At 58.1% G+C, this 15263-nt stretch carries 15 protein-coding genes and 1 tRNA gene; 4 read left to right on the forward strand and 12 right to left on the reverse strand.

The genetic code is table 11. From position 1 onward, the window contains the following. Positions 1 to 114 precede the first annotated feature (114 nt). The 7 genes from BM316_RS01015 to eutB form a co-directional block, all read right to left on the reverse strand. Positions 115 to 822, reverse strand: a complete 708-nt coding sequence (locus tag BM316_RS01015) for a maleate cis-trans isomerase family protein (RefSeq protein WP_090202861.1) — start codon at positions 820 to 822, stop codon at positions 115 to 117. Next, a complete protein-coding gene (locus BM316_RS01020) occupies positions 819 to 1952 on the reverse strand; it encodes a M24 family metallopeptidase (protein WP_090202863.1) in 1134 nt (377 codons plus the stop codon). Before BM316_RS01020 ends, BM316_RS01015 begins: the two co-directional genes overlap by 4 nt. Beyond that, positions 1949 to 2992: a pyridoxal-phosphate dependent enzyme gene (locus BM316_RS01025; protein WP_090202866.1), complete on the reverse strand. Its 1044-nt coding sequence runs from the start codon at positions 2990 to 2992 to the stop codon at positions 1949 to 1951. The genes BM316_RS01020 and BM316_RS01025 overlap by 4 nt, the downstream gene beginning before the upstream one ends. A gap of 61 nt (positions 2993 to 3053) precedes the next feature. Next, complete coding sequence (locus BM316_RS01030; protein WP_090202869.1) at positions 3054 to 3920, reverse strand: urea carboxylase-associated family protein; 867 nt, start codon at positions 3918 to 3920, stop codon at positions 3054 to 3056. Positions 3921 to 3929: 9 nt separating this feature from the next. Further along, complete coding sequence (locus tag BM316_RS01035; protein ID WP_090202872.1) at positions 3930 to 5303, reverse strand: aspartate aminotransferase family protein; 1374 nt, start codon at positions 5301 to 5303, stop codon at positions 3930 to 3932. A gap of 176 nt (positions 5304 to 5479) precedes the next feature. Continuing rightward, complete coding sequence (locus BM316_RS01040; protein ID WP_090202877.1) at positions 5480 to 6466, reverse strand: cyclodeaminase; 987 nt, start codon at positions 6464 to 6466, stop codon at positions 5480 to 5482. After that, positions 6456 to 7496 carry a hydroxyectoine utilization dehydratase EutB gene (eutB, locus tag BM316_RS01045; protein ID WP_242649697.1) on the reverse strand — a complete coding sequence of 347 codons (1041 nt, stop codon included), beginning with the start codon at positions 7494 to 7496 and terminating at the stop codon, positions 6456 to 6458. Before eutB ends, BM316_RS01040 begins: the two co-directional genes overlap by 11 nt. 108 nt (positions 7497 to 7604) lie before the next feature. On the opposite strand from eutB, the gene BM316_RS01050 reads away from it, so the two are divergent. Both BM316_RS01050 and argE read left to right on the forward strand, forming a co-directional pair. Further along, positions 7605 to 8789, forward strand: a complete 1185-nt coding sequence (locus tag BM316_RS01050) for a M24 family metallopeptidase (protein ID WP_090207318.1) — start codon at positions 7605 to 7607, stop codon at positions 8787 to 8789. 4 nt (positions 8790 to 8793) lie between these two features. Then, complete coding sequence (gene argE, locus BM316_RS01055) at positions 8794 to 9954, forward strand: acetylornithine deacetylase (RefSeq protein WP_242649698.1); 1161 nt, start codon at positions 8794 to 8796, stop codon at positions 9952 to 9954. An 83-nt stretch (positions 9955 to 10037) separates the two neighbouring features. Here argE and BM316_RS01060 read toward each other — a convergent pair whose 3' ends face one another. From BM316_RS01060 to BM316_RS01075, 4 genes are all read right to left on the reverse strand, one after another. Further along, positions 10038 to 11285 carry an NAD(P)/FAD-dependent oxidoreductase gene (locus BM316_RS01060; protein ID WP_090202883.1) on the reverse strand — a complete coding sequence of 416 codons (1248 nt, stop codon included), beginning with the start codon at positions 11283 to 11285 and terminating at the stop codon, positions 10038 to 10040. A gap of 768 nt (positions 11286 to 12053) precedes the next feature. Beyond that, positions 12054 to 12239, reverse strand: coding sequence for a hypothetical protein (locus tag BM316_RS01065; protein WP_131802530.1), 186 nt, complete (start codon positions 12237 to 12239; stop codon positions 12054 to 12056). Between the two features lie 166 nt (positions 12240 to 12405). Next, a tRNA-Ala gene (locus BM316_RS01070) sits at positions 12406 to 12481 on the reverse strand. A gap of 81 nt (positions 12482 to 12562) precedes the next feature. Then, entirely contained in the window at positions 12563 to 12889 is a 327-nt protein-coding gene (locus tag BM316_RS01075; protein WP_090202889.1) for a TIGR02300 family protein, read from the reverse strand. Positions 12890 to 13000: 111 nt separating this feature from the next. Between BM316_RS01075 and BM316_RS01080 the strand changes: the two genes are divergently transcribed. Continuing rightward, the gene (locus tag BM316_RS01080; RefSeq protein ID WP_090202892.1) at positions 13001 to 13690 is read left to right on the forward strand and encodes a M48 family metallopeptidase; all 690 of its coding nucleotides are present in this window, start codon (positions 13001 to 13003) and stop codon (positions 13688 to 13690) included. Positions 13691 to 13723: 33 nt separating this feature from the next. After that, positions 13724 to 14371, forward strand: a complete 648-nt coding sequence (locus tag BM316_RS01085) for a GntR family transcriptional regulator (protein WP_090202895.1) — start codon at positions 13724 to 13726, stop codon at positions 14369 to 14371. Here the strand turns inward: BM316_RS01085 and BM316_RS01090 are convergent. Continuing rightward, positions 14368 to 15207: a TerB family tellurite resistance protein gene (locus BM316_RS01090; protein ID WP_090202898.1), complete on the reverse strand. Its 840-nt coding sequence runs from the start codon at positions 15205 to 15207 to the stop codon at positions 14368 to 14370. The genes BM316_RS01085 and BM316_RS01090 overlap by 4 nt on opposite strands. Positions 15208 to 15263 lie beyond the last annotated feature (56 nt).

Consider the following 15263-nt stretch of genomic DNA (forward strand, 5'->3'; position numbering starts at 1 on the left):
GTCTCCCCTTTTCTTGTGGATCGACTTTTTCGATCCTTGTTATGCCCAATAAGAACATCCGTATCCGCAGGTCGCAACCGCGAACACGGAACATATGGCTAATTGATTGATATTTCATAATTTTGCACATTTTTTCATATGCCACGAAAGTGCCGAGTTGCTAGAAAAAACAGGCTTGCCGGTTCTCGCAGCTATCTGTGGAATGGCAGTGCGAGTCTTGAGATTTGTGCAACTGAGGAAGATTCCCTCGACTTGCGGGGCCAAGCCCAGCTTGACAGCGGCATCAATGATTGAGCGCTCAGAAATCCGCGCCACCTTGGCCTCTTCGGCCTCTCCGAAAGTACCAAAGCCGTCAAGGGAAAGACCCGCGTCTGCAAATGCCTTGCGCAGAGGAAGGTTCACTTCGGCTATATATGGAGACAGCAATGCCAGTCGCGACAGATTGTGTTCCTGCGCAAAGGCAATGGCTGCGCGAAGCGGGTCTGTGACGTCGGCCGCGTTGCATGTTTGACGCACGAGCGCTGCCACCGCATCGGAGCCGATAATCGCGCTGGCAGAGGTGCAACCGTAGCCGACGACCGCATATTCAAGCGACTTCGGCAAAAGGTCCGCAGAAGCCGCGATCTGGCTCTCCATCATGCTTAGCGTATCGGCGGTCACTTCGGGGGAGCTCGGTATCCGGCTGACATAGAGTGCCGCGTTGGTACCTACGAAACTACGATGGAACTCGGGTTCCAGTGTTTCGTCCGCCTGCAGGACGATCATGCCGATTGGCGTCGGCAGGTCTTCATCGGGGATCAAGTCATAAGGCAGGATGGTCATAGGACAGGCAACTCTCTGCCGCTGCGGGGGCTCAAGAACCGAGCACCGTTTTCGGTAATCACGATATTCTCTTCGTGAACCAAGATTTTGTCGCCAACGGCAATGCCGGGTTCCAACGTCAGGATCATGCCTGTCTCAAGAACCGTGTCATCTCTTGGGATGAGCGACGGCCATTCCGTGAGCGACATGCCAAGCCCGTGCCCAAGCCGCCCTGCGTCCGTATCGCCCGCACCATTCGACAGGACTGCGTGCATCGCATGATAAAGGTCTGCTGCTGTCACGCCCGGTTTGGCCGTATCGAAAGCGACATCGACCGCAGTGATCAGGCGCGCAAAGGCATCCTTAACCTGTGTGCTAGCAGGGCCGACCGACCAGTTACGGTCGTAATCACAAAAATACCCATCGTGGACGAGGCCCGTGTCCAGCATCAACACGTCGCCCTTGGCAAGCGGCGCATCGGTGGCGGGCGAAATCACATCACCATAACCACCTTGACCGGCCCCTCCCGCCAAGTAAGGCACCCAATCGGCGCCTTCCTCCAGACAGAGCATCTGGAACTGCCGGAATATATGCTCAAGTGAGGTACCGGCATCCGCGATCTCCGGCACGCGAGCAAAGGCACGTCCTGCGATCGCGCAAGCCTCGGCAACCTTCGCGATTTCGGCGTCAGTCTTGACCATCCTGAGGCTGCGCATGATCCCTTCATCAGACACCAGTCCAACCGCTTCGCCGATGCGGGTCAGAGAGGCATGTGGCATGCGAACGTGGGTTTCGTGGCCATGAGGAATTGCTACACGTCCACCCTTCGCCACTTCATTCAGAGTGTCGATCAACAAGAACACACCATCGTCGTCCAAATCAGGCGCGCGCCACGTGCGGATGTCGTCAATCCAGGCCTGACCCATCAGTGCCGCACCGATTGTGGGGATGACTGCAATTGGTTTTCCCGCTGCGGGCACAATCAAAAACCAAGGTCGGGTGGGGCTTTCCCAAAAGCGTGTCAGGTATCCAGTAAAGTAGCGGACCTCGGGTTCGGTTGTCAGCAGCAGCGCGGCCAAATCCGCTTCGGCCATTTTGGCCTGCGCCTTCGCCGTCCTTGCGGCAAACTCGGAAGGGAGAAACCCTCTCAATCAGCCACCTCTGACAGAATGCATAGTACGCGGGCGTCGGGGCCGATCCCCAGCGCGTCGCGGACATCTTCACGCATCGCGGCAGCGATGCCCGCGCCGCCTGACGCAGTGGTTGCGAATCCGGCTGCTGCCAGTGCAGGCAGCTGCGCGTTCACTTCGTCATCAGTCAAAGTCAGAAAGCTGTCTGCATCCCGCGCGAGACCGTTCAGCGCGATGAGTGAGGGCTCTTTGCAGTCCAGCCGACCCATCACACTGTCAGGGCCGTCCGCAAAGACACATTCTCCGGCAACTATGCTGGCTTGCAGGGCGGGCGCGGCATCCGGTTCGACCACGATGATTTGTATCGCATCGCCCCAGGCTTTGCGCAGATAAGCGGCCACGGCACCAGCCAGTCCGCCGACCCCGGCCTGGAGGAAGACATGGGTCGGGACTTGGGGGCATTGCCGAACGGCTTCGAAAGCCATCTGGAGGTAGCCTTCCATCAGGATATACGGCAGCGCGGTGTAGCCCTCCCACGAACTGTCCGACAGCAGCGTCCAGCCATTTGCCTCAGCCGCAAGCTGCGCGGCCTGCATCGAAGCCGCGTAATCGGCGCCTTGGCGGACCACGTCAGCACCTTGATCGCGCAGTCGGTTGGCAAAGCTCTCGGGCACGGTTTCTGCAATATAGACGACCGCTTTCGCCCCGAAAATGCGCGCACCGGCGGCGACGCTCAAGCCGTGATTGCCAGCGCTGGCGGTGACATATGTGCGTCCTGAAAGCGTGGTGGTGTCAGGGTGGCTGTCAACTTCTACGGCCTTCCGCGCAATGACATAGGCAGCACCGAGCGCCTTGAAGGACCCAAGCCCCATGCGTGGGCGTTCATCCTTGATCCAGAAGGCGGAAACAGGTGCAAGACCGGCTGCATCTGCCAAAGGTGTCTCTTCTGATTTCGGACATTGCCCCAAGAGGGCCGACACCCGCGCCGCATCGGTAGACGGGTAGGGTGCCGAGGGTGCAAGCTGGCCGCTGCGTCGATGGGGATTGGCCACTAGATGCATGAACGCTCCTGCGTGGCCACCGGCCCTTTTAGCATGATGAGATCTCCCTGAGTCGCCGCGATCAGCCTACGCCATGATTGCCGCTGTAGGGGTTCATTTGCGGCACTTGATGCGTGTTTCGCGCACTCTCGCCGGGGTCCCAGACGGTGATCTCCAACGGATAACAGGCTGCGGTATCCGAGGAATGTTCCGACGAACAATCGCCGCCGGGGCAGGCGGAAAGGCCGACGAGCAAATCAATCTCGGCAAACAATTCCAGATAGTCTCCGGGGCGGACGGGACTGGCTTTCATGAAGTACTGGCCGGTGTCGCGGGTAAAGCCCGTACACATGAAAACGTTGAGGACGTCGTGCACATGGGCTTCTGCCTCATGCAGCGGCAAACCTGTATGGGCTGCAAGGGCGCGGGTGAGATTGGAGTGACAGCAATAGTGATAATCATCCCCTGACAGCAGGCGCCCAGTGTAAGGATCGCAGCGAGTGCCGATCACGTCGTGAACCGAACCTCCGAAGGCATCAAACCCGTACCAGTCCAATGTATCATCCACGATCGTCGCCATTGGGCGCATGGCAGGGAAACTGGACCACATGTGGTCACCAGTCGACAGATGGGTGCCGTGCAAGGCCCTTGTTTTGCCAGAGTAGAACCGCTCAGTCAGGTCGTGTGCGTTCCAGAGGTTCAGGTCGCCAACCTGCGGGCCATCAACAGAAGAGATACGGAAGAAGGCACCAGCGGGCACTTCGATACAGCCTGCGTCGCGCGGAGCTATGACGATCTTGCCGGTCTGGCTCGCCTCGCCGCGCAACGCCTTCATCGTCGTTCTATCAGGTTGGGGCAAAGTTTCGGGCGGATAGCAGATCACCGGCCGCAGGGCGCGCATCTCGTCTGCGGTGGCGGGTGCGCTGTGCTGCGGCCGATCTGGTTTCATGGCGTTATCCTATCCCTGAAAGACGGTGTTCACCGCCGTTACGGTTTTTGCGACTACCTCGTCCGCTTCGGCCTTTGTCAGGCAGAAGGGGGGCGCAAATCCAAGAATATCCCCTTGGGGCATGGCGCGTCCTATGACGCCTTGTGCCAGCAGTGCCGCTGCGATCTGCGGTCCAATCTTGTCGTTGGCATCAAAGAAGGTGCGGCTGTCGCGATCCTTGACGAACTCTACCGCGCAAAGCATCCCTTCGCCGCGGATTTCGCCGACATGAGGATGGTCACCCAAAGCCTCCTGCATTGTCTGATTCAGATATGCGCCAACAGAGCCTGCATTGCTGATCAGGTTCAGATCATCGAGAAGTTTGAGGTTGGCAACACCGGCCGCCGCCCCGATGGGATGGGCCGAGTAGGTCCACCCGTGCCCGATCGGTCCGTTTTCGTCCGTGCCCTGTTCCAGGACCTTCCAGATTTTGTCAGACACGATTGAGCCGGACAGCGGCGCATAGGCCGAGGTCAGGCCTTTGGCGATGGTGATAATGTCGGGGGTCATGCCATAATGGGTGCTGCCGAACATGGTTCCGAGACGCCCGAAACCGGTCACGACCTCATCCGCGACAAGCAGGATATCGTGTTTGCGCAACACGGCCTGAATGGCATCCCAATAGCCTGCGGGCGGCGGGACGATACCGCCTGTCCCGAGGACGGGTTCACCGATGAAGGCAGCAATTGTGTCGGCCCCCTCGCGGGCGATCAGCTCTTCCAGCGATGCCACGCATTGCGCCACGAATTGGTCTTCCGACTGTGCCGCGTCTGTACGGCGGAAATAATAGGGCGCGTCGGTATGGATCACCTGCGCGAGTGGCAGGTCGAATTTCTTGTGGAACAGCTCCAGCCCCGTGAGCGACCCCGTCACCAGCCCCGATCCATGATAGCCGCGCCAGCGCGAGATGATCTTCTTTTTCTCAGGGCGGCCAAGAATGTTGTTGTAGTACCAGATCAGTTTGACATTCGTTTCATTGGCGTCAGACCCGCCCAGACCAAAATAGACTTTGGACATGTGATCCGGCGCGCGGTCGAGGATCATCTTTGACAAGGTGACCGAGGCTTCTGTGCCGTGCCCGACATAGGCATGATAATAGGCAAGTTCGCGGGCCTGATCGGCAATTGCCTCAGCGATTTCCTGACGGCCATAGCCGACATTCACGCAGTAAAGCCCAGCGAAGGCGTCGAGTAGTTTATTGCCCTCGCGGTCTTCTATGTGACAACCGCTGGCGGTGCGGATGATGCGGGTCGCAGTCTCGCCACGGGCGTGTTGAGCGAGATGGGTCGATGGGTGAAAGAAGTTCTCTCGGTCCCATTGGGAAAGCTGGTCGTTATGAAGCAAAGGCTCACCTGATCTGATTGGCGGCGCGCGGCCGGATGGTCATATTTGTGGAGCCATTAGCGCGCTTGGCGGCAGATCGCTCCGCTCTATCCGGCAGCAGCGCGCAATGCCTTTATTGCCGGAATATGCGAAATTCTAGCGGGCTTGCGCGACGATTTCCAGTGATTTGGCGCGCATCAGGCGCGGATCGATGTCCCGACGTCACCGAGTATCGTGCGGACATGCGTGGCGATGGCGGTATCCTGTGCGCCGGTCCCAGTGAGATCGCAGATCGTGATCTGGTCGTCAGATGCTCGGCCCTGCCGCGCTCCATTGATGATTTGCCCCAGTTCAGGCGGGGTACCTTTGGTCCATGAACCTTGGGCCAGTGCCGCCTCCAGTTCGCCCGAAACTTCACACTGGCTGACACTGTCACAAACATAGAGATCACAGGCGGCAAGTGCCTGTGGATCAATCTCGTTCTTGCCAGTCTGGTCTGCGCCCATCGCGGTAATGTGCAGGCCGGGGTGGAGCCAGTCGGCCCTGATAACCGGCTCGCGAGCCGGCGTTGTCGTGACCACAAGCTGACTTTGTGCAACCAGTTCTTTGGGATCAGAAACCGCGAAGGCGTCTACGTGAAGGCTGTCGGCCAGATCAGCCGCGCATTTCTCTGCCTTTTGTCTGTCCCGCCCCCACACTAGCACTTGCCCGAAAGGTCGAACCAGATGGGCGGCCTGCATCTGCAGCCGCGCTTGCACGCCTGTCCCGATCACACCTGCCGTTTCGACATTGGGAGGTGCCAGAGACCGTGCGGCAACGGCGCCGGCGGCGGCGGTGCGGATATCGGTCAGATACCCGTTATCGAGAAAGACCGCCTCGACCAGACCGGTCTTGGAGGAAAACAGGATCATCAATCCATTGAGGCTGGGCAATCCAAGAGCAGGGTTGTTGAAGAAGCCCGGACTGACCTTGATGGCAAAGCCGTCAAAACCCGGGATATAGGCTGTTTTGACATCTACCTCGCCGTGCACCTCGGGCAGTTCCATAGACAGAATTGGCGGCATAACGACCGTCCCATGACCTAACGCCGAGAATGCCCTTTCAATCACATCGACGATCGTAAGATTGAGGGGGACGGCCTGACGCAATTCGGCCTCTGTGACGATTCGGATGTCACGCGCCATAACATTTTCCTTTCAGCAGCAGATCGCCAAGCCGCACATCCTCACCGGTGACGACAGCCAGAAACTGCGCCATATCCAGATTGCGCCCTGTGATGATCGTCGCCACGGGGCCCGTGATTTGAGGCAACTTGCCGGAAAGCATGGCGGCATGCCCTACAACACAGGCACCCTCTGCAACTATCCGGTCTTCGAAGAACATCACTTGCATGGCATCACGGATCTCGTCCTCGGTCACGAGGAGCGTTTCATCCAGCAGATCGCGGCAGAGCGGGAAGCTCAATTGGTTGCTCAGCCCTATGCCGCCGCCCAATGAGTCCGCCAGAGAGGCGTATTCGGGCACCTCTACCGGATGGCCGGCCTTGATCGAAGCATGCATCGCCGCACCTCGATCCATAGAAACGCCGATGACGCGGATATCGGGCTTCACCGACTTTGCAGCCACCGCAACACCCGCAGCAAGCCCGCCGCCGGAAAGTGGCACGAGCAGAGTTTGCAGATCAGGTCGCTGGGCTAGCATCTCTCGCCCGATCGTGCCTTGGCCCGCGATGACATGCGGATCGTCGAAAGGCGAGATCTCGACCAGCCCTTCCGCGTCGCAGAGGCGCTTGCTTTCGGCCATTGCGTCATCTTGCGATCTACCAATGATCCGAACGTCCGCACCCAGCGCACGGATGCCGTCAACCTTGGCTTGCGGCACCAGTTCGGACATGCAGATCACCGCCCTGATACCACGCCGCTTGGCCGCATAGGCCACGCCGCGTCCGTGATTGCCTGTTGAGCAGCAAGTCACGCCTGTTACGTGATCAGGCAGCGCCATGACCGCCGACATCGCGCCGCGCAGTTTGAAAGCGCCGATGGGCTGCATGATCTCCATCTTCATCAGGAAATCATGCCCGGCCACATGGCTCATGTAGGGCGAGGGGATCATCGGTGTATTGTCGGCAACACCCTTGATCCGCTTTTGCGCGGCCCAAATATCTTTGATCCCGAAACTCAACGTCGCAGACATCCCAGCTCCGTTCGTATTCATGATTGACGCAGGCGACATCTCTTCACCACTGTGCAGAAGAACACCACGCTGCCAAGCGGGCTGTCAATTGCAGCAACTGTGGGCGGCAACAAGGTCAGAGGAAGCAATATGCCGATAGAGAATGCGCCATTCAGCCAGACCGAATATGACAGGCGGATCGCTGCGACCCGTGCCGCAATGGAAAAGGCCGGTATTGATGTGCTTTTCGTGACCGACCCGTCAAATCAGGCATGGCTCACGGGCTATGACGGATGGTCTTTCTATGTGCATCAGGGTGTGATCCTCGGAATGGAGGGCGAACCGGTCTGGTGGGGACGGATGATGGATATGTTCGGCGGGCGACGCACCTGCTGGATGCAACCTGACAACGTGATCGGCTATGGCGATCACTATATCCAATCCACCGTCTATCACCCGATGCAGGATTTGGCAGAACAGCTGGCGGCGCGGGGATTTGAGAAGGCCCGTATCGGTGTCGAGATGGAGAACTACTACTACTCCGCCAAGGCACATCAGGTGCTTTCAGATGCATTGCCCGATGCACAACTGGTTGATGCAACCGCGCTGGTAAACTGGCAGCGGCTTGTGAAATCCGAGGAAGAAATCGGCTTCATCCGGAAAGCGGCGCGGATCTCCGAGAAGGTCATTCAGGTCGCCATCGACAAGGCCGCGCCGGGCGTGCGGAAGAACGACCTGGTCGCAGATATCATGCATGCGGGTATCACAGGTATCGGTGACGACTGGGGAGATTACCCCGCGATTGTGCCGCTTACCCCTTCCGGGCTGGATGCGACCGCGGCCCATCTGACATGGAATGGCGCGCCGATGCGCGAGGGCGAGGCCACTTTCTTTGAGTTGTCGGGCTGCTACCGCCGCTATCACGCGCCGCTTTGCCGGACGGTGTTTCTTGGCACGCCAACTGATGAAATGCGTCGCGCAGAGGCGGCCCAGATCGAAGGGATCGAAGCTGGACTACAGGCAGCCAAGGCAGGCAACCGTACCTGCGACATAGCCAACGCTTTTATGGGAGTGCTGGGGAAATACGGGATCGAACGGCAGGGGCGTATGGGCTATCCCATCGGCCTTAGCTATCCGCCCGACTGGGGTGAACGTTCGGCCTCGATCCGGACTGAAGACGAAACAATCCTGCAGCCCGGTATGACATTCCATTTCATGCCCGCGCTCTGGATGGATACTTGGGGGTTGGAAACGACCGAGACCATCCTGATCAAACATGACGGCCCCGCCGAGGCGCTTTGCAACATGCAGCGCAAGCTTTTCGTCAAGGACTAGGCGGGTGGCTTCTCTCGACAGAACCAAGTCGATCCTGGCTGATCTGATCGCTTATCCCAGCATCTCCAGTGACAGTAATGTCGAGGTGATCGGGTATATGGCGCAGCGCCTGCAGGATCTCGGGGCCGATGTGCAATTGCAGTTCACGCCGGACGGGCAGAAGGCCAACCTGTTCGGGACGATTGGACCGGACAAACCTGGCGGTATCGTCCTTTCAGGGCATTCCGACGTGGTCCCTGTCGACGATCAGGACTGGACACTTGACCCGTTCGAGATGATCGAGCGGGACGGAAAGCTCTTCGGACGCGGCACCTGCGATATGAAAGGCTTCATCGCGGCCGCACTGGCCAAAGCAGAAGACTTTACAGAAGGCACTCTCACACGTCCGGTGCATTTCTCTTTCACATATGACGAAGAAACCGGATGTATCGGGGCGAAAGCCCTCGCCGACTGGCTGGAGCAGCACGACATACGCCCCTCAATGGCGATCATAGGCGAGCCGACGATGATGCAAGTCATCGAGGGGCACAAAGGCTGCTGCGAATACACCACGCATTTCCATGGCAGAGCAGGACATGGTTCGATGCCCGATCTGGGTGTCAACGCGGTCGAATATGCCGTGCGTTACGTGGCGCGCCTGATGGAAATGGGCGAGGAGCTCAAAAGACGCGCCCCCACCAACAGCCGTTTTGATCCACCCTGGACGACCATCAACACGGGCTCGCTCATGGGGGGTAAAATCCACAACGTCATCCCCGAGACTGCGTCGGTCCAGTGGGAATTCAGGCCCGTTCAGGACAGTGATTTTGACTATGTAAAGTCCGAGAGTGACAACTATGTCCGTTCGGTCCTGTTACCTGCAATGCAACGGGTAGATCCCGCGGCAGAAATCAGAACCGAAATCATCGGCGAAGTCGCAGGATTGGAACCTGCCGACATCAACGAAGCACGCGATATTTTGATGGAACTCACAGGGAGTAACACCTCCGGCGTGGTCCCATTTGGCACTGAGGCCGGAATTTTCAGAGCGCTTGGGATGTCCGTTGCGGTCTGCGGGCCGGGATCAATTGAACAGGCCCACAAACCGGACGAGTTTCTCGCAATTGATCAGCTGCAGAAGTGTCTGCAGATGCTGGATGGGCTGGAAAAGAAACTGCGGAGCTGAAGCGCCTGACTGCTTTAGAATGCCAAAGCGTTTTCGATGGGCACCTTCGTCAATTCCCCTCGACTCCGCGCAACCGCTGCAATTTACAGACGCAGAAACCGCCGGTCCGATCGAAACCCCGATATGTCGAGGTTCGGTTGTCGGCCTTCGACCAGATCCACCGCTATTCGCCCCGTGATCCCGCCCAGTGTCAGCCCAAGATGCTGATGTCCGAAGGCATGGATCACATTCATGCTCTCCGGGCTTGTCCCGATGACTGGCAGCGAGTCAGGCATCGTCGGCCGACGGCCCAGCCAATGGCTATCAGGTTGCGGCAGGTTCCCGAACATGTCTTCGGCGCGACGTTTCAGATAAGCGATCCTCTTCGGATTTGCCGGCTTGTGGACCGCATCAATTTCGACCGTCCCCGCAATTCGCAACCCCTGATCCATTGGAACGGCGTAGAACCCGCCTTCGGCCCACCCGACGGGACGGCTGATACGATGTGCTTCGGATGCAAACATCAGGTGGTACCCGCGCTCGGTCCCCAAGGGCAGGCGGTCTGTGCCGACGCCAGGAATGCGGCCTGAAAATGCGCCAGAGGCAACAACCAGTTTTCCGGCCTGAATGGTCTCCGCCCCGGTTTCGATCATGACCCTGTCCGCTTCGGGGGTGGCGCGCTGAACTTGTTGAGCCAGTGTCTGCCCGCCAAGTTCTTCGAAGCGTTCGTGCATCCGCCTGACAAGTTCCTGGGGATCAGTGATATGGCGTGCGGTCGGATAGAAAACAGCCCGCGCGACCGGCAAGGCTAGGTGCGGCTCCATTGTCCGCGCTTCTTCGGTAGTTAACTCTTCGAACAGAACGCCGTGGCTGCGACGCAGCGCCAACCCGCGGGCGGCTGAGTCTGCGCCAGATTTGCTTGACCAAATCGAAAGCTGACCGGCACTCACGACCAAGTCTTCGGCGCCCGCCTCATCGATCAACGGATTGATGCCAGCGTCCGCATGCGACAGCAAACGTGCAAGTTCACCACTGATCTCATGTGATCGTTTGGCCGAGCAATTGGCGAGGAAAGACAGCATCCAGCGCGGGTTCTTCAATGCATGCCGATAGGAAATGGCCAGAGGGCTGTTCTTGCCAAACAAGAGCGCCGGCAGGCTGGTCAACACGGAAGGGTCATTGACCGGCAGGCAGGCGTAGGTCGCCAGCGTGCCGGCATTTCCAAAACTGGCGCCGGATCCTGGGGGATTGGGATCAACCAAAAGGGTCTTGTGACCACGACGCTGTGCCCAAAGGGCCGTGCTCATGCCCACGATACCGGCGCCGGCAATTGCAACATCATAATCTGTCATGGCTGGGTGCGCTCCGTCAGAGAGTCAATGATGGATTATCAACGTCAGTTTATTTGGACAACACACAGCAAAGGTCATCAACCTGTAAGGTTCGGAGTAGCCGACGAAGCCCCGCGTGCAAGACGGTCTCAACCTGAATGCTTCAAACTGAGAATACGGCCTTTCAAAGCCACCATCCATATTGTTTGTCATTCGCGTAGATGGGTGATTGGCTGGTTGCAAAAGGTAGATTTCGTTCGCAACACAGTCGGACAATCAGTTGCGACACAACATTGCGAAACTCATGCTAAACCCTCTGGAAATGGGGGCCACGATGACATCATTGGGTTGTTCTGTGATCCTTTGGATCAGTCGCGGTAGATCTCGCAAAGCCATTCTTGGCGGTGTTCCATGTATTCACGACGCTAGCCCCTGAGTAGCGGATCGAAGTCCTGCAAGCCCAATTTGAAGTTTGGGTGGCTTGTCAGCCGCCAAGGTCTCAGTGGCGATCCAAAGAAACCAGACTGTCTTTCTCACACAGTTGCATGGTATCGCTAGGCGGCAGAAGTGCACGTAATGCATTCATTCGCAAGCGCAGCGAAAGTCCGCTTTCCGCCCCTCTGCCCAAGCCAGCTTGGCTGACCAACCACAAAACAAAAAATATCAAATTGAGCGAGGGGTAGTGGACTACCTGATCCGACGCGTTGTCGTTTTTGACCCCACCCCCCCCACCGAAGAGACCCTGCCCCCCAAGTACTGTAGGCTAAGGTCCCTTTGGTCCAATCTTGATCACACGTCGAGGAACAAATAGTCCAGCGACACGCTGGTGACTTTGGGAAACTGCATAGCTTCTGCAGATTGAGCGCCGGTATCGTCAGGCAAGTGCTCTGGCTCCTGAAGCCCGTGCTGAGCGACAGTGTGGTCAAAACGCACTCGGGCGAATTCGAGGGTTCTTTCTGAATTAGTATGGTTCATGGTCCAAGTCCTGTCGGTTTCGTGCCGGCTTGCGCGGCAGTTCCAGAAGGACAACGGAAAGCGCCGAAACATGTCAGGATAAATCCTGCTGGTGGGATGAATGGTGGGACAGATTTAATCCTGATCCGAAAATCACTTACTTAACAATGCGTTATGTTGAGTAATTTGGTGGAGCCTAGGGGAGTCGAACCCCTGACCTCTTGCATGCCATGCAAGCGCTCTCCCAACTGAGCTAAGGCCCCAAAGGTGCAGTTTTGCTGCTGCGCGCTGTCTATGCAGCGAACCGGGCGAGATCAAGTGAAAATCGCGCCCGGAGAATGAATTTAGTCGTCGTTATCGTCGCTTGCGACATCGGCGAGATCGTCGAACGAAACAGTGTCATCGTCGTCGTCATCATCAAGCACGTCATCGCCCAGATCGACATCATCATCGTCGTCGTCATCGAGTACGAGATCTTCGTCCTCTGCGGACTCTTTCATCTTTGTTGTCTGAGCGTCTTCGGCATCGGCAACCATTGTGCGTGTCTTGGACGTATCAATCGCGACCTCTTTGCCCGTATAGGGGCTGATGATCGGGTTTGCGTTCAGGTCGTAAAAGCGCTTGCCGGTCTCGGGGCAAAGACGCTTTGTGCCCCACTCTTCCTTAGGCATTGGCTATCCCTTCAAAACTTGGCTTCTTCCCTTGCGGGTGATCGGTGCCAACTGCCATAAGCGGAAAGGCGTGTCAAAGGCTTTGGCACCGGCGAACATGAGAAGTTGGATATGGGCCGTCACACCCTGCATGGCAACCCCCCGATTACCGTTCATTTGCGCCGCTCGACGCGTGCAAGGCGGTTGTCTCTTCGTGTCTCACGCCTTGATGGACGGGTCAGCCTTACCTTGCCGCATTTCACACCTGAAGATGAGGGAATCAGTTTTTTGCAAAGCAAAGAAGGCTGGTTGCGCAAGCAATTGGTCGGGGTGCGCCCCATACAACAAGTGCAGCTTGGCGGAACGGTGCCGTTTCGCGGCGAACAACTGGAGATCAGGGAAGGCAAAGGGCGCGGCGTTGCAACCACGCAAAGCGCAATCCTCATCGCGCCAGGGCGGCCCGTGGGTGCGCAACTGCGGGCCTTTTTTCGGACAGAGGCACGGAGCGCACTGGCTGCGGCTTCCGACCGCTATGCCGCGATGCTCGGTCGCCGTTACACCCGCCTGACAATGCGTGATACGCGGTCGCGCTGGGGATCCTGCACCTCTGATGGTGGCCTGATGTATTCATGGCGTCTTATCTTGGCCCCGCCGGAGGTGTTGGATTACGTTGCAGCACATGAGGTGGCGCATCTGGCCGAGATGAACCACGGCCCAGCATTCTGGAATACCGTAGAGCAACTCTGTCCCGACTTTGCGCAACATCGACGATGGCTCAAGCTGCACGGTGACACATTGCACAGCGTCAGCTTTGACGATTGACCGGATTACGATTTGTGATCACAACTTGTGTCCATGATCGCTCCGAGAGTTCAAGAAAGCACAACAGCGTCGCATGAGCGTGTCTACCGCGCCTTGCGCACGCGGATCATGCACGGCGAAATCGCCCCTGGCGAGGCGCTGACTCTGCGCGGGATCGGCAAGTCGTTTGACGTCTCGATGACACCGGCCAGAGAAGCCGTTCGCCGCCTTGTCGCGGAAGGCGCGCTTTTTCTGTCCTCATCGGGCCGCGTTTCAACGCCAGAATTGACGAATGAGCGGATTGAAGAACTTGCAACGCTGCGTGCCTTGCTGGAGCCCGAACTGGCATCACGCGCGCTGCCACGGGCACACTTTGCTTTGATTGAAAGGCTTGAATCGATCAATCAAAGCGTGAGCCAAGTCATCGCCAGACAGGATGCGACGGCTTACATCCGCTTGAATCTCGAATTCCACCGCACGCTCTACCTGCGCGCGCAGGCACCCGCTATGCTGGCGATGACCGAGACGGTCTGGCTCCAGCTTGGGCCGACAATGCGCGCGCTTTATGGACGTTTGCGCAGGACCGAACCGCCCTATCACCACAAGCTGATCCTTGCAGCACTGAAGGCGGGCGATGAGCCAGGCTTGCGTCTGGCGGTGCGGACGGATGCGACGCAAGGCCTGCGGATGTTAAAAAATTAGCGCGGCGGATAGCGATCAAGATCGGACAGTGCGAGGTTCATCACCCGCCGGAAGTCCTCACCAGGGATGCCAAGACCATACGCAAGACGGGTCAGGAATTCGTGCTCTCGTGGAAGCAACCGTCCACTTGCCAGCGTGACGTAGAAAACCGCGCGCATAAGCACGTCTTTTTCACCGTCGCGCAAGCCACGCCCCATGTCGATGTAATCTGCGTCGCCAAGAGGGCCGCCTGTCTTGTCGGCGGCCTTGACCACCTGCGAGGTGCTGATGCTGCGTCGTGTCAGGCGCTGGGCTGTGCGCCTTATGAGCGTGATTTCTTTCCCTTCAATAACACCGTCACGATGCCCCGCGTGACACATCGCATACAGAATTCGCTGCGTCGTCTTGCGCCGCATCGGACCGCGCAAATCATAGCCGAGCAGCGCTTTCACCCGGCGGATGATAACGGCCACCAGACCAAGGATCACAGCGGCCCAAACACCATAGTTGGTCAGGTTACGGCGGACGTCGTTCTTGGCGATAGCAGGCAAATCGGGGTTGATCAGGCCTGCATTCTGGGCTGCGCGCACGTCAGCGGGTGACAGAGACCGCACAGGTTCCCCCGCGCAATTCTCTGTTGCAAGGACGTAGCCGGTGATGTTGCTGAGCAAGGTCACGCCATAGAACCGCAGGTCATCGGTCTCATAGCAGAGCGCCAATGCCGGGCGACCCGGTGTTGCCACATCAGTCGGGGCGACGAACTCATAGTCGGTGAATTGTCCGGTGTCCTCACCGAAGGCGTGGGCCGGTGCGCCTAACATGAGCCCCAGAACAAAGACCAAAGAAAATCGGGTCATCTAAATACTCGTCTTTCATGCGTAACCGGCTGAAAACATTGGCCAGCCTCGCGCAA

It is taken from the genome of Yoonia litorea (genome assembly GCF_900114675.1).
GTDB classification, from domain to species: domain Bacteria; phylum Pseudomonadota; class Alphaproteobacteria; order Rhodobacterales; family Rhodobacteraceae; genus Yoonia; species Yoonia litorea.